This window comes from Acinetobacter sp. KB005, assembly GCF_049949095.1.
In the GTDB taxonomy this organism is placed as follows: Bacteria; Pseudomonadota; Gammaproteobacteria; order Pseudomonadales; family Moraxellaceae; genus Acinetobacter; species Acinetobacter calcoaceticus.
Genome location: NZ_CP188191.1, coordinates 3,233,816 through 3,254,832 on the forward strand (window position 1 = coordinate 3,233,816; position 21,017 = coordinate 3,254,832).

Here is a 21,017-nt window from a genome sequence, read left to right on the forward strand (position 1 = left end):
ATTTTCTACGACAGGCTTCATTATGTTATGAGATGAATAGCAACAATATGAAATCAGTCGTTCATTAGAGTTACTCCAAATCATACTTGAGTTCATCTTTGGATGTCTTGACCTGAATGCTATCTACAATGTCATTCTAGTCAATACAGGTCTATTTGAATTGTGTTAATGTAGCTTATAAGAATATCGTTAATATGCTTGGAAAAGCCTTATGAGCAAGACAACTCAAGAAAATCCAGCAGTCGAGAATTCTGCTGAGGAAAAAGTGTCAAATACATCAAAGCCGGCTTCTAACACGGCTAAGCGTAACAGCACAACTCCTAAAGCAGCAACTAATACACCAAAAACGACACGTACTCGTTCAACGACTGCACCTGCACGAAGCCCTCGTAATAAGAGCGCTGCTTCTGCACCCCCATCTACATCTTCTAATAATGTAGCTGCAGCACCAAAAGCAACAAAAACCAAAACTTCTGTTCAACAGGATAAAACCATGAGCCAAAATACTGTTCGCCGCGTTGCAATTATTGGTGGCAACCGCATTCCATTTGCACGTTCAAATACTGCTTATTTTAAAGCATCGAATTCTGACATGCTGACAGCAGCATTGAATGGTTTGGTTGAGCGCTTTAACTTACAAGGTAAGCGTATTGGTGAAGTCGTTGCTGGTGCTGTTTTAAAACACAGCCGTGACTTTAATATGACTCGTGAAGTTGTATTGAGCACTGATCTTGCTCCTGAAACTCCTGCTTACGACATTCAGATTGCTTGTGGTACAGGCTTACAAGCTGCTTTTGTGGTTGCTAACAAAATTGCACTTGGTCAAATTGATGTAGGTATTGCAGGCGGTGTAGACACCACTTCTGATGCCCCAATCGCTGTTGGTGATGGCTTACGTAAAGTTTTACTTGAGCTCAATGTTGCTAAAACTGGTAAAGACCGTCTTAAAGCATTAACAAAAATTGATTTTAAAAAGCTTCTTGATGCGCCAAGCAACGGTGAACCACGTACTGGCCTTTCAATGGGTGAACACCAAGCAATTACTGCATTAGAATGGGGTATTACTCGCGAAGCTCAAGACGAACTCGCTGCAAGCAGCCATCAAAAACTTGCTGCTGCTTATGAGCGCGGTTTCTTTGATGACTTAATCACTCCATTCTTAGGTCTTAACCGTGACAACAACTTACGTGCAGACAGTACAGTTGAAAAACTTGCTAAATTAAAGCCTGTTTTCGGTAAAGGCGAAACTGCAACAATGACAGCGGGTAACTCAACTCCGTTGACTGATGGTGCATCTGTTGTATTGCTTGCTTCTGAAGAATGGGCAAAAGAAAATGGTCATGAAGTTTTAGCTTACCTTTCTTTCTCAGAAACCGCTGCTGTGGACTTCATTGGTAAAAATGGTCCTAAAGAAGGCTTATTGATGGCTCCTGCTTATGCAGTACCTCGTATGCTTAAGCGTGCAAACCTTAAACTTCAAGATTTTGATTTCTACGAAATTCATGAAGCATTTGCATCTCAAGTATTGTCTACACTTAAAGCATGGGAAGACGAAAAATTCTGTAAAGAACGTCTTGGCTTAGATGCACCTTTAGGTTCAATTGACCGCTCTAAACTTAACGTAAATGGCTCATCTTTAGGTGCAGGCCATCCATTTGCTGCAACTGGTGGTCGTATCTTGGCAACTGCTGCTAAATTGATTAATCAAAAAGGTTCAGGCCGCGCATTAATCTCTATCTGTACTGCTGGCGGTGAAGGTGTAGTTGCAATTGTAGAGAAATAATTTCTACATCTAACTACAAAAATAAGCACCCATTTGGGTGCTTATTTCATTTTAGGATTTATAAATTTAGTGCAGTGAGGCAGCTTTTGCTTCAGGGAAAAACTTATCTTCGATATGGTCATAACACCATTGGAAAATGAAGGTATAGACCAAAATACATAAGGTTAAACCAATATCTAAAATAAGTGCATCAATGACACTCATCTGTAGCATATAAGCAATCATTGGCACTGTTGCAATCAGCAAACCGCCTTCAAAACCAACCGCATGTAAAATCCTTACAGGGATTGTTCTTTCCCAATTATATTTATGCTCTACTTTTTCAAAATAGTGGTTAAAAATCATATTCCAGAAAACTGAAACCACTGCCATAAACACACCGAGTGTTCCGGTTACATCCATAGGCATATCAAAAATAAAACTTAATGCAATCGCAATGATGACCAATAAAATTCCTTCATAACTGATTGCATGAATGATCCTTCTCTTGGAAATCAACATTTTTAAATACTCAATAATACTTGGATAATGTGCATTTTATTTTTATAATATTGATTAATCCAATCAGGTTCTTTCAGTTTTTTTGACAGATGAATATTAATCAAGAACAATTACTCATGTTTCAGGCCGTTATAGAAACTGGATCCTTTTCAGCAGCAGCACGTAAACTTGGAAAAGTTCCTTCGGCTGTAAGCATGTCTATTGCCAACTTAGAAATTGATTTGGACTTAACCTTATTTGATCGTAAAGGTCGTGAGCCCGTCCCTACTGACGAAGCACGGGTGTTATATGAAAAGACTTCTCAACTTTTGATTGAGATGAATCAATGGAAACAACATGCCCATGCGTTAAGCACAGGTTTAGAAGCTAACTTAACTATTGTGATTGTATCTGAACTCTTGCACACCAACTGGACCGATTATATTTGCCTTTTAGAGGGTCGTTTCCCTGACCTACAAATTAATATTGTTTCTGCCCCTCAAGAAGATGCATTACAAATGTTGTTAGATGGCTCTGCCCAACTTGCACTCATGTTTGAACGTGAGCATCTAGATAACAGAGAACAGTTTGTAGAGCTCAAGCCTGAGGCTTTAATTCCAGTTATTTCAAATAGCCATCCACTCGCAAGCCAAAATCAGGTTTCTTATGAACAGATCCTCACAACACGACAAATTGTTGTGGCAAGTCGAGATGAGACATTAAAACCAGAATTACTTTTTTCGAAACATTACTGGCGTACAGATAACCACCACTCTGCTTGCTTAATGATTTTACGTGATCTGGGCTGGGGTGTTCTTCCGCAAGAAATGTTTAAAGAAAACCCTGAACTTAAAAACAAGCTTAAAATATTGAATTTATTAGATTTCACTCCAAGATTTGAATATTACGTAGATTTGGTATGGAGTCGTGAAAGTGAGCTTGGTGCCGCTGCCAGATTCCTTATTGAACATATCCGTAAGCAACGAACGCAACAGGTCCCTTAAAATTATTTCAATTTAGATGCAGAATCTAAACGTTTTTCTTTGAAATATAACAATTGATATATCGACAGTATGAATAGACTTTGTGCTATAAAGAAAATATAAGATTTATTACTGAAGATGTTGAATATCAATGACTCATACAGCACTTGACCAATTAAAAACACTAACGACCGTTGTTGCCGACAGTAGCGACCTTGATGCAATTCGTAAATTTCGTCCATTAGACGCGACGACTAATCCTTCATTGATTACGGCAGCAGCAGAACAACCAGAAAGTAAAGAACTCATTGAAGATGCTTATTATCAAGCCAAAGAAGAAGGCTATAGCAACGATGAATTAATCGAAAGAACAATTGATATTTTAACCGTAAAATTTGGTGTAGAAATTTTAAAACTGATTGAAGGTCGGGTTTCGACTGAAGTTGATGCTGCCCTTTCATATAACACCGAAGCGACCATTCAAAAAGCGCATGAATTATGTGAACTTTACAAAGGTTACGGCATTGATCAGTCACGTATTCTTATTAAAATTGCGTCGACTTGGGAAGGTATTCAAGCTGCAAGAGTACTCGAAGCTGAAGGAATTGCTTGTAACCTCACTCTCCTTTTCGGATTACATCAAGCTCAAGCATGCGCAGATGCAAAAGTAACTTTAATTTCACCATTTGTAGGTCGTATTCTAGACTGGTACAAAAAAGCTGAAGGTGTAGATGCTTACCCAATCGAAAAAGACCCAGGTGTGGTGTCAGTTAAAAAAATCTATAACTACTACAAGCAACAAAATATCCCGACTCAAGTGATGGGTGCGAGCTTCCGTAGTATCGATCAAGTTCTTGGACTTGCTGGCTGTGATTTGCTAACGATCTCTCCGGGCTTACTTACACAGCTTGAGCAAGATACACGTACAGTTGATGCAGCTCTTGATGCAACTAAATCAAAGCAAGCAGATGCTATTGTTAGACCCGCTCAAGATGAGCAAAGTTTTAAAGACGAACTTAACCACGACTTAATGGCATTCCAACTTTTACAAGGTGGTGTTGATGGCTTTATTAAAGCTCGTGACCAATTAAGTTTTTTATTACGTCAGTCTTTTGGAATTGATGCGGAAATTAAACCTTAAAAAACTTCACTTTTCATACAAAATCACCGATTTTTGTTATCATGGCAAAAATCGGTTTTTTTATTGGGTTTATCGTGTTCGGCATAACAGATTTAACAACATATATTATTGGTACATTCCTAATTGTGTTATTGCCGGGGCCCAATTCTCTTTATGTGATGTCAATTGCTTCACGTTATGGTATTAAAACTGGATATATGGGTGCATTAGGTATTTTTACCGGTGATCTCATTTTAATGCTTTGTACCGTACTGGGTGCAGCCTCTTTATTAAAAGCATTCCCATGGGTATTTGTTATTCTTAAATTAACAGGTGCACTTTACCTATCTTATTTAGGCTTTAAGCTCTTACAAGGTAGTATTCAACGCTGGAAACAACGCAATCAACCACAACCTGAAATGGCTGATTTACCAGCTTTAGATAAAATTCATCCTTATAAAACAGCATTAAGCATTAGTTTACTCAACCCTAAAGCGATTTTATTTTTCTTATCTTTCTTTGTTCAATTTGTTGAACCCGATTATGCCTACCCAGCACTAAGCTTTTTAATTTTAGCGATTATTTTACAGGTGATTAGCTTTAGTTATTTAACTGCATTAATCTTCTCTGGAATTAAACTTTCAGCATTTTTTAAACAGAACCATAAAATTGCAGCCAGTAGTATTTTTTTAGTCGGGATTCTATTTTTCGGATTCGGTTTAAAACTGGCAACCTCAACAATCTAATCATCTTTATCCTAGTTTTTGCATTATAAAGTTAAAACATAATGAACTGCTAAAATGCCAGCATGCCATCTGTTTTAACTTCATTGAGCACAAAAAATGTTCTGACTTGTCTTACCCCCGGTAAAGCAATAATTTTTTCACTATGAAATCGGTTAAAAGCAGCTAAATCTTTAACACGAATTTTTAGAAAATAATCGACTTCTCCAGCAACCAGATAGCATTCTAGAACATTCTCCAAATCACCCGCCGCCTGTTCAAATGCTTGAAAGCTATCAGGCGTTGAACGGTCCAAAACCACACCGACTAGCACCACCGTATCACGCTGCACCATACTCGGATTGATCCGAGCACGCACATCTAGAATTGCCCCAATTTTAAAAAGACGCTGTGTATGATTCCAACAAGATGAAGTACTTATACCTACAAGTTTGGCTAGTTCAGCATTACTTAAGCGCCCATTTTCTTGTAAAGCACGCATAATTTTAAGTTCAAGTACTGTCAAATTTTCAGTCTGTTCTTCCATAACATAATATCCCAAATTCAGTGTCACTTCCGAAAGGAATAATAGCATTATTCAATATTTTGGAAATATTATTTCTATTTTAAGTTAAAAATAGAAAGCACCTTCTTAAAAAAAATTGTTAGATTTACCTAGCTGAAAGCAAAGACAGAAACATATTAATTTTTCAGGGATTTAGAACATTTAGCTATGCAAAAGATTCTTCAAGATTTTTCAATTCCGGCCGTATTTGCTGGCTTTATCACTTTTTTAATAGGTATTAGTGTTTCGGCCATTTTAGTAATTCAGGCGGCTCAAGCTTTAGGAGCTTCGCCCGAGCAAATCACCTCATGGTTTTGGGCTTTAGGTTTAGGTATTGGTTTATCAGGATTCATACTTTCTTGGAAATTTAAATATCCTGTAGCGACGGCATGGTCAACCGCAGGCCTGGCTTTAATTATGGCGACAGGCAGTGGCTATAGTATAAATGAAGCCATTGGTGCTTTTTTAGTGGGTGGTTTACTGACTGCTATTTTAGGCTTTTCAGGTATATTTCAAAAAGCTCTTTCATATATTCCTCAAAGCTTAACCAGTGCCATGCTTGCAGGTGTTTTACTCAAATTTGGTATTTCTCTGTTCGCTAGTTTGCAAAATGATTGGGAATTCGTTTTATCTTTACTAGTCATTTATATAATTACAAAAAGATTATGGCCCCGCTATAGCATTGTATTCACAGCACTTGCGGGTATTGCCCTGTGCCCTGTCTTTTTAGAATTTCATATGCCTACACTTCAGTGGTCTTTTGCTAAACCTGTTTGGATTAGTCCGGAATTTAGCTGGTCAGCACTTTTGGGCTTAGCTCTACCACTTTTTGTGATTAGCATGGCTTCGCAATATTTACCCGGAATTGCCATGATTAAAAGTTATGGCTATAAACCGCATGTTAATCAACTGATTGGCTGGACAGGTTTAACCCAAGTTGTGCTTGCCCCTTTTGGTTGTTATAGCGTAAATATTGCTGCGATTAGTGCTGCTGTAAGCTTAGATGATCAAGTCCACCCTGACCCAAGTAAACGATATATTGCAGGCATGAGCTGTGGTTTTTTCTACATTTTAATGGGCTTGTTTGCTGCGACACTGACAAGCTTACTCATGTCTTTTCCACATATCTTTATTGTAGCTTTAGCTGGCATTGCATTATTTGGTACGATCAGCCACAACATTGCAATCGCATTTGCTCAGGTTGAAGATCGTGAAGCTGCATTATTTACCTTTTTATGTAGTGCTTCGGGCATTCAATTTTTCGGTATCGGATCGGCCTTTTGGGGACTTATTGTAGGTATTGTTGTATATTTTATTTTAAAACTTAAAGTCAAAAAAAGTTAATAAAAAAGCGTTCATAGTCCCTATTTTCAATGCTATGAACGCTTTTTCGTCTTATTTCTTATAGCTCTCTCACTACAACTGACTTCGCCATTTTGTCATGCCAGCCTTGTTTTTTAGCATCAAATGCGACCCAAAAAAGACCAATACCAAATACTAAAATTGATGGAATGTAGCCAATGTATCGAATAATACTCTGCATGACTGTTAGCTTATTGCCTGTTTTTTCATCTAAAACTTTTAATCGCATCAATCGTTTACCTGGAGTACCTGCAAAATACAGCCAACATAAAATTGAATACAATAAAGGAAATACATAGTTCACGATTAAATCAAACCCATAATTTTGTGGTTTCGCACTTAAGCCTGTGGCAAAGACTAAGTCATAATCCCCCTGATAAAAAATCCATGCCGCAGGAATAATTGCCAAAAAAAGAATAAGAGTATCAATAATCATTGCACCAAATCTTAACCAGAACCCTGCATACTCATACTTATAAGTCATGCTCACCTCGCTTTGTTATTGTTTAATAGCTACAAACGCTTTTACAATTTTACTTTTATCCTAAATGAAACTTTTTTATTTTTAAATACTTAAATAAATTTAAAATTTTCTACTTTTATATTTTATTGTAATAATTTCGATCAAAAAAACGTTATTACATCAATATTCACCATAAAAACTAATTTAATATTTTTAGAACTGAAATTTTTCGTTTCAGCTCTATTGAAATAGTTTTATAGACAATTAAAAATATAAATACATATTATATTTATCTCCAGAACAAAATATCTAATTTAAATTCTGTTTTTAATAATAATGCTGCAAATAATAGAGCTAATCCAATAAAAATTAAAAAAACAATTAAACTGACTAATCCATAAACAATAGCTACACTACCTAATATAGTTAAAACATAAAATATAATTACACTGAGTGTTGGCATCTCGATTTATTCCACTACTTAAAAATAAAATCAATTTATTCTATCGAGTTTATAAACGATTGCTGTTTTCAAATGTTGGTTACACTATTAATTTGTTTCATCATACAATAATCATGTTATTAAACTTATTTAGTGTTACTTTACTTTAATAAACAGTGATGTATTTCACATAAATTTTATTTGATTTCAAAGTAATGCTTTTCAGTCACAAGTTTAATTTTTAAATTTTTATATAACCGCTCTTTTGAATCTTCCAATGAAGGGACAACTTTTTCTGCAAATTTATCTTCGGTCATCAGTCTGGCATACGTTTTATAACCAACGACTAATTTTTCGGGTTCTTTACCTGTTTGACGAAACTCTTCAATGAGTTTATTGATTTTCTTTGCTGTTAAATCAGCCATCTTCATCACTCTCCCCTTAGTTCACTATTTTGTTATACGTTTTCTATATGACAGAAATATGAACGGTAATTTTTTGTAATTTTCATGTAAATATTATCAATTATTCAGCAATAGCTCTTAAACTCCATCACAATCAATATAAGAATAAACACAACCAATTGATTTAAAGTAATTTTATTTAATTTTTCTTTCCTTTAGTCGAATAGATGTTTACCGAGAATGAAATATGTTAATCTTTAATTAATAAATGCTTCATACATATAACAACTGTAAATAAGAGGAATAACATTATGAATTACCAACATATTATTGTACCTGTCGATGGTTCTGAAATTTCTTTAGCAGCAGCAAGACAAGCAGCTCATATTGCAAAGGCATTTGGGAGTAAATTGACCGCTATTAGCTTAGTTGCGGTAGATCCTTTTAGCGGCGTAGATTTTTATTACATCTCACCTGTTGTAAAAGATTATTTTGTTGAAGCACGTGCCAATGCAGAAAAAACTCTCGCAAAAGTAAAAGCTTTATGCGCTGAAGAAGGTATTGATGCCGAAACTCAGATTATCCAAGGTGAAATTTCTTCAGATGGTATCTTAAAAGCTGTAGAAGGCTTAGGTTCCGATTTGATTGTAATTGGTTCTCATGGTCGCAAAGGCTTCCAAAAACTTATTTTGGGTAGTTTTGCTCAAGATGTTTTAAACAGTACCAAAATTCAGGTATTGGTTGTAAAAGAATAAACTTTTTTAGATGTAAAAACCCAATCCAATGATTGGGTTTTTCAACAAAGTAGATTGTATAAATTTTACACTAGCCCAAAAACCAGATAGAATAGTTTCTTATTCTTTCAATTTCGTGAGTCACGCCAATGAAGTAAGTCTTTTTTCTCATCATTTTTTCTTTTTTTGATGTGCAAAATAGACTATTTTTTGTGATTTAACGTCTCTGCTTAAAACTGCTTTTCCTATTTTGTACATCCTGTATTTATGAGGTTTTTATGACTCAGCAGGCATGTGTAATATCACAGCTGACTTTAGAGCTTTCATCTAAAGTCATGTTTAAACAACTAAATTTTAGCCTTGAATCGAATCAGGTGTCTGCCTTAATTGGCCGTAATGGTCAAGGTAAATCTTTGCTTATGCAAATGTTAAATCAGACGCTTAAAGCAGATTCAATTCTTACATCAGGACAAATATCTTGGCATGTAAAACATGCTTATTTACCTCAACTACATCGGTTAACGGGACTGACCATAGCTGAAGCATTAGATATCGTAGACATTTATCAAGCTTTTAAAAGAGTTGAGCAAGGTGTTGCCAACTTTGATGATTATGATTTATTAGACGGTAAATGGGACCTCCCCACCTTATGGAATAATTTATTGGAGTCTGCGGGTTTACCAACAGATTTAGACTTTCCAGTTAAAAACTTAAGTGAAGGTCAAAAAACCAAGTTAGCCTTAAGCTGTTTATTTTTAAAATCAGATCACTACTTACTTCTTGATGAACCTAGCAATCATTTAGATCAAGACTCTAGAAAATGGTTAATTGATCATTTGAAAAGACACCCATCAGGTGCACTGATCATTAGTCATGACCGAACTTTGTTAAATGAGGTAGACCATATCTATCACTTAAATGAACATGGCTTACATCACACAACCGGAAACTATGAGAAATTTGATGAGCAATATCAAACTCATGTTGCAGCTTTAGAACAATCTGTTCAACAAAGCCAACGCGATGTTAAGCATATGAAGCAAAAGCAACATGATGTATTAATGAAAGCTCAAAAACGTGAACGTGCTGGCAATAAATTACGTGAATCAAATTCTCAAGCCAAAATTTTGCTCGACTTTAAAAAGGAACAAGCAGGCCAAAGTATTGCGGCTATACAGTCTCAGCACCAACGACAAATTACAAATAGTCAAAATGACTTAAAAGACAAAAAAATGCTTCTTGAAACCGTCAAACCACAACAGTTTGTCTTCCCCACTTTTCATAAAAAATCTGGAGAGATTCTTCGGATTAAGAAACTCAAACTGAACTATGGAACTCAACAAGCAATAGATTTAGCTGTACATGCAGCCGAAAAAATTCACATAACGGGTCAAAATGGTATTGGAAAGTCAACGCTGCTTAAAGCAATCAATGCACAGAAGAATCAGTCCTGTAACAGCATTCAATTATTTGTAGAGTGCTTTTATCTCGATCAAAACTTTAGCTTTTTATGTGATGAAATGTCTGTTATTGAAAATTTAACTCACATGAATAACGAGCTTTCAGAACTAGAATGGCGAAATTTATTAGGTCAACTGCGAATTCGCGGTGATAAAGGTATCCAACTATTGTCTCAGCTAAGTGGTGGTGAAAAACTCAAAGTAGCTTTATTAGCGCTTAGCCAGATAAAACCTACACCTGAACTCCTGTTATTAGATGAACCAGAAAATCATTTAGATATTGAATCAAGGGAGTTACTCGCTCATGCCATTCAGAGTTATGAAGGTGCTGTATTACTAGTTTCACATGATCAAATTTTTGTTGAAAGTTGTGGTATTTACGAGTCATTTTCTTTAACCGACTAGTGACTATCTCTATCATTTTCAAATTTACTAGCTCTCATATGAAAGCTAGTAAATTTTATAAAATATTATTTTTTTACTTTATCTAATAATTCGACATCTAGACTATATTTCACAGTTTTATTTTTACGAGCACTATTACGCATTTGATAAACTTGAACAATATAATCGCCGTCAACTGGCAAAGTAAGTTCTCCTTTCGATCCTACAGTTGAGCCAATTAATAATGCATTATCTTTACCTGGTTTTTTACCTGGTGCAAAAATATTGACATAGGCTAAATTACCAAGACTATTAATATTAAATTTTAATACTTGTCCATTCTTTGCATAAACCCTGTACCTTACATCATCATAGCCCTGAAATTTTCCAGTTAATGTGGTATGTGTTGAACCTTGTAAAAAATTAACTTTTTGCTCAATATTTTTAGCTAAAATAGAGAATGATGTAGTTGAAATCAGTGTAGATAATAATAAAGTTTTAATGATTTTTTTCAATTTTTAATCCTCAAAATATTTTAAATTATTATATTAAAAATAATTTTTATAAAACTTTACTTTATGTATGATTTTGATGAGTAGTAGTTGTTTTTTATAATTAGTAACAAATAGGATATCTCAAAGTTCCAGTTTTACTTTCTCTTTGAGATACTCCATTTAAATAATTAAAATTTTAGAACCGATAACCTACCCCTAAATAGGTAATCAGTGGATCAATATCAACTTTTGTTGTTGCGTGTATTAAGCGAGTTCCCGTGTTTTGATTAACCACATCAATTTGGGCTTTATTGTTCAACTTCGCATAAGATACGGAAGCAACCGTATACCATGAATCATTAAAATCATAAGTAAAGCCAGCAGTAAAAATAGGCGCTATCGCATCATCAGCATCAACATTAACAACCATTTTTCCACTCGATTCTTTGCGGTCTAAAGCTGCTCCTGCTTTACCATCTAACACATTCTGAATCATGTGGCCTGCGGAGACTAAATCAGAACGAATCCCATCATTGAGTTTAATATCATTAAAATGGGCATACATTAAACCAGCTCCAATATAGGGTCTAAACTTATTTACCCCACTTTTACCAAACTGATATTGTGCTTCTATGGTTGGCGTCCATGCTCGAATAGATGCAGCTTTAGATTTATTCCCTAGGTTGGTAATTGGAATCGCTTGACCCAAGGTAATCCCATTAGGAAAAAGATATTTCACCAAGTCATTAGGAGACATTGCGACTCCACTTAATGGCGCTAAGATTTCTCCTTTTCCTTTAATATCTACTTTAGGTGGAATTCCGCCAATAAATTGTAAAGACACATGATCATTAAGATAATAGTTAAAGGTTAAACCCAACGTATCTGCATCATCAACCTCAAGACCTGCATCATTTTGTTGCCAGTTTTCTATTCCACGAACTGTCGCAATACCGGAAACTTCAGATTTAATATTGCCATCAGCATCAAGCATAACCTCTCGCATATATTCATCTTTTAGAGCTAACTCTAGAAACTCCTTTTGATTAAAGACTTCTCCTCCTAAATCCACTTCTGTGGCATTCGGATCAACAGAATTTAAAAAGCTTGTGGTTGAAATAGTACCGACTTTAGCTGCAGTTCCATTTTTAACAGCTGTATTAATATTAAATGGATTAGCATTACCTTGGGGCATTACATGTAACCAACCAGCAGATACAGAGAATCTTTTAAATTCCTGCGCATAACTCATGCTTGTGATTACAGATAATGAACTCAATATTGCTATTTTTATTACTATTTTTTTCATTTTTATTCCATCCTAGAAATATATTGCTGATTTTGCAATATATGTATGGAATATAGACAAGTTGTCTTTTTTATCAATTGGTATATTTTAAAATATAATTAATTTAGATAAACCCATCAATTTATGCTGTTAATTACATGAAATAGTTATCTAATTTTTCTGATAAATGGAAAAATTATGCAAATAAATAATTTAACGATCGGTAAAATACTTTAAAGGTTTAAATAGTCGAATTTTAATACTCGCCCGCTTTTGTGATTGAACCAATTAGATAGAATTGAGGTCGAAATTTAACTCCACGCCTTATCTCTATTTCGATAAAATTTAAAGAAGTTAACTTAATTTAAAAAATTAAAGCGTATGATTGGTCAATAAATAAGGAAGAATTTTAATGAATATTACGATTCGTGATGAGCGAAATGAGGATGTTGAAGCAATAGAAAAACTAACGAAAGCAGCTTTTAAAAATGCTGAGCACACCAGTCATACAGAACATTTTATTGTTAATAGTTTAAGAGACCACGGACAATTGACCATCTCTCTAGTCGCGATTGAAGATAGCGCTGTTATAGGACATGTTGTTATTTCTCCAGTTCAAATGAGTTCAGGGGAAATGGGTTGGTATGGTTTAGGCCCTATTTCTGTTCATCCAAATAAACAGGGGCTTGGTATTGGCTCGCTTCTGATGAATAAATCACTAGATAAATTAAAGAAATTAGGTGCAAAAGGATGTGTTTTACTGGGCGATCCCAACTATTACAGCCGATTTGGTTTTAAAACCTATCCTGAGCTAATTTTGCCAGATGTGCCAAGTGAATATTTTCAAGCCTTAAGCTTCTCAGGCAATATTCCTAAAGGAAACGTACACTATCATGAAGCATTTAATGCAACACAATAATAAAAATATCGTCTTTCGAAAGAAAACTCCTAAAAATAGGAGTTTTCTTTTTTTTCTCTGAGCAATATTTATATAAATGATCTAGTTTTATTTAACACGCTCAATCTTAAAAACCTCAATATCCGTAGGCTTAACTCTATGGGTGTCCACCTCTCCCACAACACGGACTTTATCTCCGGCTTTTAGTTGCAAAGGTTTCCATAAGTCATCATCTATATCAATTACAATTGACCCAGTTGCATCTTTAAACTCAAAATGATCAGCAGCAATATGCTTTACGATCGTACCCGTCAAAGTTACTCCAGATTCATCAGCCAAAGTTTTTGCTTTAGACACTGTGACTACATTTTTTGTCGCTTCTTTTATTAATGTAGCATCGGGTTTAGCGAATACCGCATTACTACCCAATAAAGCCAACCCAGTAAGTGTTGCTAAGAATATTTTTTTCATTACGATGACCTACTTTTAATGTTCTTAGTTATATAAACAAATTCTTTTAAAGTTATAGATTTAGCTTTTGTGGCTTTTTGTATCTTATTAGAGTCTTTGTTTAATGAGGATGAATAAAAACACCAAATATTTTCTTTAAGTTTCTCTTTCAACAACCATTTGAGCCTTTAGTTGTGTCGTTAATTTACTTAAGAAAGCGTTTTTCTTAAGTAAATTAAACTCAGCACTAAAAATATCATTTAATGGTTAAACAACAAGTTGCCCTAAATCCAATAAAACATTCATGGCTTCTGTCTCGTCTGTTGTTTGCATCACAATCATTCGGTCATATGAAATTCCACCAATTTCAATATAAATTTTCGGATGTGGAAGCTGAGGAATATAGACTTTTAGGGGTTGATAAAGAGCAAGAAGATAACCAAATGAATCATAAGGATAATGATCATTTTTTAGTGTCTTCTTTACCACAACATAAGTATTCAATATGTCTAGAATAAAACCATATTCATTTTCAGAATGAAATTTAGCGTCCATACCCACCTCCTTGATTAATTAATATTTTTATAATCAAATTTAAAGGTTAAATTTCTGATCTGATAGCATTTGAACCAATTTACTTTAAATATAGAGTTATATTTAAAATGATTGGTGTTGGATTTAAATATATTTAAAACCTAGCATATTAGTCAACATATTTTGAACAGTGACATTAAAAATAAATATTGTGAGTTACAAATCACACTTTAGAGTAAAAATAAAAAGATATAAAAAAACCCATCTTACGATGGGCCTAAGCATTCATATAGATCATGAATCTTTGTCCATTGAATGGGGTGTTGTCGTTTTATCTTGCTGTTTTGTATCATTTTCACCTTGGCAAGCGCTCACACTTAAAGAAATAATCGCAGCCAAACCTAAGGTAGCCATAATTTTTGTCATACTTCGCCTCATGAATTGTTCAGATAGTGAGTTAATAAATACTTTTTATTAGTTTTACGATCAGCATAGGTTTCTAGGCTTTTTTGTAGATTTAGCGCAAAAATGTAAAGCTCTTTAGTTTTACATTTAAATATCAACTTAAGATTTGACCATTAAACATTAACTGAGTGTCTGAGCGTTTTAATGAGTAATTCATATAAGTGATCTACAGCCTTCGACGCTAACGATGACCTACTCCGATAAACCGCAGCTTCCATCGGCTCTAAAGGTCCGAGGCCATGATCTGCACCTAATATGGTTAAATGCTCAGGTGCGCTACATTGCGTAAACACGGCTATTGCTAAACCGCTTTCAACTGCTGCAATTTGGCCCGCTAAACTTGAACTGTTGTAGACCACACGATAACGGCGCCCTTGTAATGCTAAAGAATGAATAGCACTCTTTTTGGCTTGGCTCGTACTTTCATAAACTGCAATTGGAAGTGGGTCTTCTCGCCAAAGTTCAAACTGTGGAGACCCTACCCACACCATCGGTTCATGGAATAAAAGTGTTCCTTGACGAGTGTTGTCTCTCGAAATTAATGCCAAATCTATATCACCACTTTCTACCCGCGGAATTAAAGATGTAGATTGCTCACAGATCAATTCGATTTCAACCCCTCCATAACGCGGTGCAAAACGCTTGAGTACAGGTGTTAAATATTTAGCAGCATAGTCATCGGGCACTCCAAGGCGTATACGTCCCTTCAATTCATCTCCATGAAATGCCATTTGTGCTTCTGCATGTAAATCGAGAATACGGCGTGCATAACCTAAAAGTAGTTGTCCTTGAGAAGTTAATTCAATTTGTCGATGCGTTCGTATTAAAAGTTGGCAATGTAGAGCTTCTTCTAATTTTTTCAATTGCATACTAACAGCAGATTGCGAACGATATAGCTCAGGCGCTGCATTTGACAATGAGCCGGTATCTACTACTGTGACAAAACACTTCAGCCAATCAATCTGTAGGTTTTTTAAATTCATTACAATTTATCTATTCGATTTTCAAATAGTATATAAAAGAATTATGCGCTTTTCTTTACCTATTCTCTCTTCCATACTGAAATCATAATAAGTTCAAAGCGATTTATTTGCCTATTCACAATTTTAACCAATATCAGTACATGATTAATGACTGAACAAGACATTAATAGCTGCACTTACTAACAATTTTATCACTTCGTATTTCTTAGGTATTACACACTAGGAGGAGGTTTTATGCGCCTAAATAAACAGATGCTTGCATCACAAAGTGCAACATCCGCTTTTGTTTTACTCTGGGGTAGTGCCGCGATTTTTACTCGATGGGGATTAGATAATGCCTCACCCATAGCATTATTAATTCTGCGTTTTTCTACTGCTTTGATTGTTCTGTCGTTACTTGCTCTATTTAGAAAAAGACTTTTACCCAAACATGGAACTCGAAAACAAGTTTTGCTCACTGGGCTACTTATTATTGCAGGTTATTCAATATGCTATTTTAAAGCCATGGCCCATGGGGTCACTCCTGGCTTAATGGCAACAATTATGGGAATACAGCCTATACTCACGCTTTGCCTTATGGAAAAGAATTGGCAAAAAGAAAGACTGTTAGGATTATGCATCTCTTTAGCAGGGCTCATACTTTTAGTATGGAAAAGCCTGACAATGTCTTTTATTGCTCCAATTGGTGTGCTGTTTGCCTTGGCTGCCCTCATCTGTATAACTTTGGGGGCCATCATGCAAAAGAACATTCAACAAGCCCCTACAGATGTCTTACCGCTACAATATGTAATCAGTCTTATCGTCTGTTTATTTATAGTTCCCTTTGAACATTTTGAAATAACGTGGAATTCACAACTGATTATTTCAGTCTTATTTCTTGGAATTTTAATTTCTGTAGTTGCTCAGCTTTTACTTTACCGACTTCTAAGTCAGGGCAATATTGTAAATGTGACAAGCCTGTTCTATTTGGTTCCTATCGTGACTGCACTTTTAGATTTTCTAATTTTAAAAAATAAGTTACCACTGGCAGGTTTAATTGGGATGATTGCAATTTTGCTAGGCTTAATGCTCGTATTTAAAAAGAAATAATTCTTAAAGATTTTAGGGTGCAACCCTCGGTTGAGGGTTTTATTTTTGAATATAAACTTAAACCATTTTTTTCCAGTCAGTGCCGATTTGAGCTAATGCGGGTAATTCATCGCTATTAAAAACATTAAAGTTTCGGTCAATGGCAAATCGGTAGATAGGTATAGAATCAGCTTCAGTTTTTTTAAAGAAACTGAAGTTTTCAGTAAGATGATAATTGCCAGCTTCTGTAGATTTTATTGCTGTTCCTGACGGTATATGAATATAACTTTCACACACTACTTCAACGTTCTTTCCATCAAGATCCTGATATGAAAATTTCATACTTCCATCCTTTTTAAATTTTTATGATTGAGAAAAACTTAACATGCTATTTGACTAGATTATGGAAACTTTTTTCAACTAATTGTTTAAGTGTGTATATTTGGTTAAAACTAGAATATTTTTTAAAGATAAAAAAGCTAATCAAATATTAAGCACCTTTCAAACACTTTAGTTAAGTCTATTGAAAGACTATATGAATAATTAAGAAGTTATCAAATAACTGTCATAAGTTTTCTTCTTTCTTGCTTCAATTTCAGATATACTGCACTTAGTATGAGATGAGCCTTATATAGTTCATTGCTAGATCAATGAACGACTAAGCCCTTCGCTTTCGAGCAAGGGCTTTTTTAATGCCTATAATTTGAGAAAATTATGCCTATATGAACTGTTCGGTCGACCATTGGTTTGCCTTTATAGAGCAGGTCTGTTAGATTGGTCTTGTTCATCAACTCCTATTGTCGATGAATACTGAAGCCTGATTCGTAGCATCAGGCTTTTTTACGTCTAAAACTTGTATAAATGATCCAGTCAAAATGATGACATAAGATCTCGGCGTGACCTGAAACAAAGTAAATAAAACTATAAAATAAACTGCACTATCTTACTTTTAGCCAAGAGCCAACTTCTTTTAGCACCTCAACTAAACCGTTTAATTTCTTACCATCTTCAGTCAATGAGTACTCAACTTTAACAGGAACTTCCGCAAAAACTTCTCTGTTAAGAAAACCTTCTTCTTCAAGAAAACGTAATTCCAAAGTTAACATTCTTTGAGAAATATTAGGAATTGCTCGTCTTAACTCATTAAAACGCATAGGTCTTTCGATGAGAAATGAAATAATTAACATTCTCCAACGACCACCTATAATACTGTCATTGCCTCTTCTACAGAACAGCCAGAAATATTATCTTTCATTGTCTAATTAAGTATAAAAAATATACCTATATAACAAAATAGTGCCTAATTTACAATCTATACCTAGTAATGAATAATAGTTTTTTATTACGAAAAAACTGGTCTATATGATGGAATATAAAGAAGTTGCTAAAAAAACGATTAATCATTTGTACTCAGCACATGCATCTATACGAACCTCTGGCATTGATCCTCAAATAGTTGCTTTAGCTGAGTTGTATGTATCACAAATCAACGGCTGTGCTTACTGCTGTGCTTTTCATGCTCAAGAATTAAGAGATATGGGAGTAAGCCAAGAAGTCATTGATAAAATTCCGGGCTATAAACACTCGAATGTCTTTTCAAAGAAGCAGCTTCTTGCTCTTGAGCTTGCAGAGGCAGTCACTTTTCTATCTGAAAAAATTGAAACTGTAAAAGCTCATTTAACCGAGTATTTTAATGAACGAGAGATTGTAGAGTTGACCACCAGCATTTCACTCATGGGAGCATTAAACAGGCTCAGAATCACCTTAGGGGATAAAAGTTAATCCATTCATTCAATTTCCATATGAAAAAGCCCTGACCCTTCGAGGCTTTTTCATGACTTTTTAACCAAGTTTAATAAAAAATTGAGACAACTACTTTGATGATAAAAATAATTTCTTTTCCATTGCACGGCGATTAACCAGCCCCTGCAAACGCTTACCACCTGCATTTACCCATACATCAAACTGGTTTGCTGCTTCTGTGTAATCACCTGAATTTAACTTTTTGAGTAAGGTCGAATGTTTAAAGGCACCTACCCCAATGTTATAAGCTAGAGAGACTAATGCATCGAATTGATTCTGTTTTAAAGGCACTTTTACAGAACTATTTACTGCACGCTCAAATATCTTTAAATCATGCTGCATATAAGCTTTAGCCTGCTCAAGAGTGCATCGGTCTCCTTCACTTACACGCTTACCATTAGGGTATCGTGTCGTGCCATATCCAATAGTCCAGACGCCAGTACTGTCATCATAAGCACTAAGTTTTAACCCTTCAAAATTACAGATTTGGTTTACACCATCCACACTAAGAGACATCTCATCAACAGCGATACCTATTAAGTCATCGCCATGATCAGTTGCCGTAGCAATGAGGTGATCTGCTGTAGCATCTTGCTGAGGCTTAGGAGTAAAAATTTTGCGGAGATAATCCAATATTTTTTGCATTTAATGCCCTGTTATTTACTTTTCTCTGTAACCCAAAGCGTAATATATCCTTGAACTACAGGCTGCCCATCCGCTCTATAAGCATTAACTTTTATTTGCATATCTCCCACCTTCCACTCCTCATCAATTGTTGCCACTAACTTAATATCAGAATCTGCCTTGGCGACATAATTTACACTCATGCCTTTAGGTAGCCATCTTAAATGTTGAGGCACAGATGCTTCAGCTAACACACCCATGACAAATTCCAGCCCATTACATATCGCTATCACGTGTACCGTCCCAATATGATTTTCGATTGATTTATTTTTTTTGATCGAGGCTTCACACACGTCTACATCTAATTTTTGGATAATTGGATTTACAGTCTGAAAATATGGAGCAACTCGGCTAACGACTTTTGATAATAGCGTTAATCCGCCCGGTACGGTCTTCAAAGTCCTAAAAGCGATCAAAACATCATTGACAGGTGGAACTGCTTTATTTTTGATTTTGTTGGTAAATGTAGAAATATAATTACTCATAGTTTTACTTCAATTCGAGAATAAATCATTCAATAAATATATATGTACACATCTCTACACTCATTGCTTAGGTATCAATTTTTTGAGTCATTAATGATAATGATTGAATAACCTCTAGCATATCGTACTGTTCAGATAAAAAAATCAAACCTATTAAAAATGCCCAATATTGAATTGGGCTTTGAGTTATTGTTCGATTTCGATGGGATCGCCATCTTCAGGGCGAATGTGTCGCTCACCATCATCTGCGGGATCTACGCTTGAGCCATCTTTTGTAATGCTGTTATATAACTCATCCTCTTTTTTATCATCGATAAATTCTTCATCGGCAAAATCGAGAGGCTCTTCATCATCGTCAAAATTTAAGGGCTTTTCTTCATCTATCATGAGATCATCCTTTACTTAACTTGTGTCACTCCATGCTTAAATAATTAACGGATACATTCAACACCAAACAATCACCATTTGTGTAACTGACACTTTAAGATACATTTATCCCACTAAAAAGCCGTTAATAAACTCTTACGAATTAGGTTTTATTATTTTCAAGATGGTTCAAAATACTACTAATTTTTAAAAGTAAGTAACCGAACAGTAGTCCATTAAATATAATGAAGAGACCCACTGTAATCATTTCTTTAGACCAGATTTGAATAATATCTAGATTATCATTTCTTGTTTCAACTTGCCCATATGACAAAATAAAGGCAATTCCTGCAACAATTCCAAATAAAATTACGCCCCACGCTACAATTGAAGTTGCCTTACTTTCTTTAACAGATTTCTTTGCTTCATTCATACTTTTTCTTTGAACATATTTATGGATTAACATATTTTTTATAATATTTTAACAACCTTTTAAAGTTTTGTTTATGTTACGTTTTGATAGTAATGTAACTAATTTTTATATTTTGTTTACCAATAAGTAAAATGTCTTATTTGTTCTCTAGAATAAAATATTGC

26 protein-coding genes and 2 pseudogenes are annotated in these 21,017 nt (G+C 34.9%); 10 read left to right on the plus strand and 18 right to left on the minus strand.

Annotated features, from left to right (window positions below; genetic code table 11):
• Positions 1-211: 211 nt before the first annotated feature.
• Complete coding sequence (locus tag ACPF64_RS15455) at positions 212-1,783, plus strand: acetyl-CoA C-acetyltransferase (RefSeq protein WP_416658205.1); 1,572 nt, start codon at positions 212-214, stop codon at positions 1,781-1,783.
• Positions 1,784-1,849: 66 nt separating this feature from the next.
• Here the strand turns inward: ACPF64_RS15455 and aceI are convergent, their stop codons facing one another.
• Entirely contained in the window at positions 1,850-2,284 is a 435-nt protein-coding gene (aceI, locus tag ACPF64_RS15460) for a chlorhexidine efflux PACE transporter AceI (protein WP_045430845.1), read from the minus strand.
• 89 nt (positions 2,285-2,373) lie between these two features.
• On the opposite strand from aceI, the gene ACPF64_RS15465 reads away from it, so the two are divergent.
• The 3 genes from ACPF64_RS15465 to leuE all read left to right on the plus strand — a co-directional run bounded on the left by ACPF64_RS15465 (position 2,374) and on the right by leuE (position 5,112).
• Complete coding sequence (locus ACPF64_RS15465; RefSeq protein ID WP_005039849.1) at positions 2,374-3,267, plus strand: LysR family transcriptional regulator; 894 nt, start codon at positions 2,374-2,376, stop codon at positions 3,265-3,267.
• A 130-nt stretch (positions 3,268-3,397) separates the two neighbouring features.
• Positions 3,398-4,387 (plus strand): transaldolase, encoded by a 990-nt coding sequence (tal, locus tag ACPF64_RS15470; protein WP_426454350.1) that lies wholly within the window; start codon positions 3,398-3,400, stop codon positions 4,385-4,387.
• Positions 4,388-4,461: 74 nt separating this feature from the next.
• The gene (leuE, locus tag ACPF64_RS15475) at positions 4,462-5,112 is read left to right on the plus strand and encodes a leucine efflux protein LeuE (RefSeq protein ID WP_003652317.1); all 651 of its coding nucleotides are present in this window, start codon (positions 4,462-4,464) and stop codon (positions 5,110-5,112) included.
• Between the two features lie 49 nt (positions 5,113-5,161).
• On the opposite strand, the gene ACPF64_RS15480 is transcribed toward leuE, so the two are convergent.
• Positions 5,162-5,635: an Lrp/AsnC family transcriptional regulator gene (locus ACPF64_RS15480; protein ID WP_004643202.1), complete on the minus strand. Its 474-nt coding sequence runs from the start codon at positions 5,633-5,635 to the stop codon at positions 5,162-5,164.
• 186 nt (positions 5,636-5,821) lie between these two features.
• Between ACPF64_RS15480 and ACPF64_RS15485 the strand changes: the two genes are divergently transcribed.
• On the plus strand, positions 5,822-6,997 hold the full coding sequence (locus tag ACPF64_RS15485; protein ID WP_426454353.1) for a benzoate/H(+) symporter BenE family transporter: 1,176 nt from the start codon (positions 5,822-5,824) through the stop codon (positions 6,995-6,997).
• A 58-nt stretch (positions 6,998-7,055) separates the two neighbouring features.
• Here the strand turns inward: ACPF64_RS15485 and ACPF64_RS15490 are convergent, their stop codons facing one another.
• From ACPF64_RS15490 to ACPF64_RS15500, 3 genes are all read right to left on the minus strand, one after another.
• Complete coding sequence (locus ACPF64_RS15490) at positions 7,056-7,499, minus strand: RDD family protein (RefSeq protein ID WP_092706924.1); 444 nt, start codon at positions 7,497-7,499, stop codon at positions 7,056-7,058.
• 268 nt (positions 7,500-7,767) lie between these two features.
• The gene (locus tag ACPF64_RS15495) at positions 7,768-7,941 is read right to left on the minus strand and encodes a hypothetical protein (protein WP_045430822.1); all 174 of its coding nucleotides are present in this window, start codon (positions 7,939-7,941) and stop codon (positions 7,768-7,770) included.
• A 176-nt stretch (positions 7,942-8,117) separates the two neighbouring features.
• Entirely contained in the window at positions 8,118-8,345 is a 228-nt protein-coding gene (locus ACPF64_RS15500; RefSeq protein ID WP_092707156.1) for a hypothetical protein, read from the minus strand.
• A 290-nt stretch (positions 8,346-8,635) separates the two neighbouring features.
• Between ACPF64_RS15500 and ACPF64_RS15505 the strand changes: the two genes are divergently transcribed.
• Both ACPF64_RS15505 and ACPF64_RS15510 read left to right on the plus strand, forming a co-directional pair.
• Positions 8,636-9,079, plus strand: a complete 444-nt coding sequence (locus tag ACPF64_RS15505; protein ID WP_004643207.1) for a universal stress protein — start codon at positions 8,636-8,638, stop codon at positions 9,077-9,079.
• A gap of 257 nt (positions 9,080-9,336) precedes the next feature.
• A complete protein-coding gene (locus ACPF64_RS15510; protein WP_426454356.1) occupies positions 9,337-10,923 on the plus strand; it encodes an ATP-binding cassette domain-containing protein in 1,587 nt (528 codons plus the stop codon).
• 65 nt (positions 10,924-10,988) lie between these two features.
• On the opposite strand, the gene ACPF64_RS15515 is transcribed toward ACPF64_RS15510, so the two are convergent.
• The 3 genes and pseudogenes from ACPF64_RS15515 to ACPF64_RS15525 all read right to left on the minus strand — a co-directional run bounded on the left by ACPF64_RS15515 (position 10,989) and on the right by ACPF64_RS15525 (position 12,705).
• Positions 10,989-11,417, minus strand: a complete 429-nt coding sequence (locus ACPF64_RS15515; RefSeq protein ID WP_426454358.1) for a DNA breaking-rejoining protein — start codon at positions 11,415-11,417, stop codon at positions 10,989-10,991.
• A 33-nt stretch (positions 11,418-11,450) separates the two neighbouring features.
• A pseudogene (locus ACPF64_RS15520) lies at positions 11,451-11,537 on the minus strand (hypothetical protein); the annotation flags it as partial.
• Positions 11,538-11,592: 55 nt separating this feature from the next.
• Positions 11,593-12,705: an OmpW/AlkL family protein gene (locus tag ACPF64_RS15525; protein ID WP_426454360.1), complete on the minus strand. Its 1,113-nt coding sequence runs from the start codon at positions 12,703-12,705 to the stop codon at positions 11,593-11,595.
• 391 nt (positions 12,706-13,096) lie between these two features.
• Here ACPF64_RS15525 and ACPF64_RS15530 point away from each other — a divergent pair, with 391 nt between their 5' ends.
• Positions 13,097-13,603 (plus strand): GNAT family N-acetyltransferase, encoded by a 507-nt coding sequence (locus tag ACPF64_RS15530; protein ID WP_426454362.1) that lies wholly within the window; start codon positions 13,097-13,099, stop codon positions 13,601-13,603.
• An 87-nt stretch (positions 13,604-13,690) separates the two neighbouring features.
• On the opposite strand, the gene ACPF64_RS15535 is transcribed toward ACPF64_RS15530, so the two are convergent.
• The 4 genes from ACPF64_RS15535 to ACPF64_RS15550 form a co-directional block, all read right to left on the minus strand.
• Entirely contained in the window at positions 13,691-14,053 is a 363-nt protein-coding gene (locus tag ACPF64_RS15535; RefSeq protein ID WP_426454364.1) for a NirD/YgiW/YdeI family stress tolerance protein, read from the minus strand.
• 246 nt (positions 14,054-14,299) lie between these two features.
• Positions 14,300-14,587 carry a hypothetical protein gene (locus ACPF64_RS15540; RefSeq protein ID WP_005039828.1) on the minus strand — a complete coding sequence of 96 codons (288 nt, stop codon included), beginning with the start codon at positions 14,585-14,587 and terminating at the stop codon, positions 14,300-14,302.
• 273 nt (positions 14,588-14,860) lie between these two features.
• The gene (locus ACPF64_RS15545; protein ID WP_004643213.1) at positions 14,861-14,992 is read right to left on the minus strand and encodes a hypothetical protein; all 132 of its coding nucleotides are present in this window, start codon (positions 14,990-14,992) and stop codon (positions 14,861-14,863) included.
• Between the two features lie 152 nt (positions 14,993-15,144).
• Entirely contained in the window at positions 15,145-16,014 is an 870-nt protein-coding gene (locus ACPF64_RS15550) for a LysR family transcriptional regulator (protein WP_426454367.1), read from the minus strand.
• Positions 16,015-16,248: 234 nt separating this feature from the next.
• Between ACPF64_RS15550 and ACPF64_RS15555 the strand changes: the two genes are divergently transcribed.
• Positions 16,249-17,103, plus strand: coding sequence for a DMT family transporter (locus ACPF64_RS15555; RefSeq protein ID WP_426454369.1), 855 nt, complete (start codon positions 16,249-16,251; stop codon positions 17,101-17,103).
• Between the two features lie 57 nt (positions 17,104-17,160).
• On the opposite strand, the gene ACPF64_RS15560 is transcribed toward ACPF64_RS15555, so the two are convergent.
• On the minus strand, positions 17,161-17,424 hold the full coding sequence (locus ACPF64_RS15560) for a hypothetical protein (protein ID WP_426454371.1): 264 nt from the start codon (positions 17,422-17,424) through the stop codon (positions 17,161-17,163).
• Positions 17,425-18,020: 596 nt separating this feature from the next.
• Positions 18,021-18,337: pseudogene (locus ACPF64_RS15565) on the minus strand (winged helix-turn-helix transcriptional regulator).
• Between the two features lie 110 nt (positions 18,338-18,447).
• Between ACPF64_RS15565 and ACPF64_RS15570 the strand changes: the two are divergent.
• Entirely contained in the window at positions 18,448-18,864 is a 417-nt protein-coding gene (locus tag ACPF64_RS15570) for a carboxymuconolactone decarboxylase family protein (protein ID WP_132070243.1), read from the plus strand.
• Positions 18,865-18,954: 90 nt separating this feature from the next.
• Here ACPF64_RS15570 and ACPF64_RS15575 read toward each other — a convergent pair whose 3' ends face one another.
• The 4 genes from ACPF64_RS15575 to ACPF64_RS15590 all read right to left on the minus strand — a co-directional run bounded on the left by ACPF64_RS15575 (position 18,955) and on the right by ACPF64_RS15590 (position 20,853).
• Entirely contained in the window at positions 18,955-19,530 is a 576-nt protein-coding gene (locus ACPF64_RS15575) for a lysozyme (RefSeq protein ID WP_426454373.1), read from the minus strand.
• Positions 19,531-19,541: 11 nt separating this feature from the next.
• Positions 19,542-20,054 carry a hotdog fold domain-containing protein gene (locus ACPF64_RS15580; RefSeq protein WP_132069317.1) on the minus strand — a complete coding sequence of 171 codons (513 nt, stop codon included), beginning with the start codon at positions 20,052-20,054 and terminating at the stop codon, positions 19,542-19,544.
• A 186-nt stretch (positions 20,055-20,240) separates the two neighbouring features.
• Complete coding sequence (locus ACPF64_RS15585; RefSeq protein WP_003652344.1) at positions 20,241-20,441, minus strand: hypothetical protein; 201 nt, start codon at positions 20,439-20,441, stop codon at positions 20,241-20,243.
• A gap of 142 nt (positions 20,442-20,583) precedes the next feature.
• Entirely contained in the window at positions 20,584-20,853 is a 270-nt protein-coding gene (locus ACPF64_RS15590) for a hypothetical protein (protein WP_426454376.1), read from the minus strand.
• Positions 20,854-21,017 lie beyond the last annotated feature (164 nt).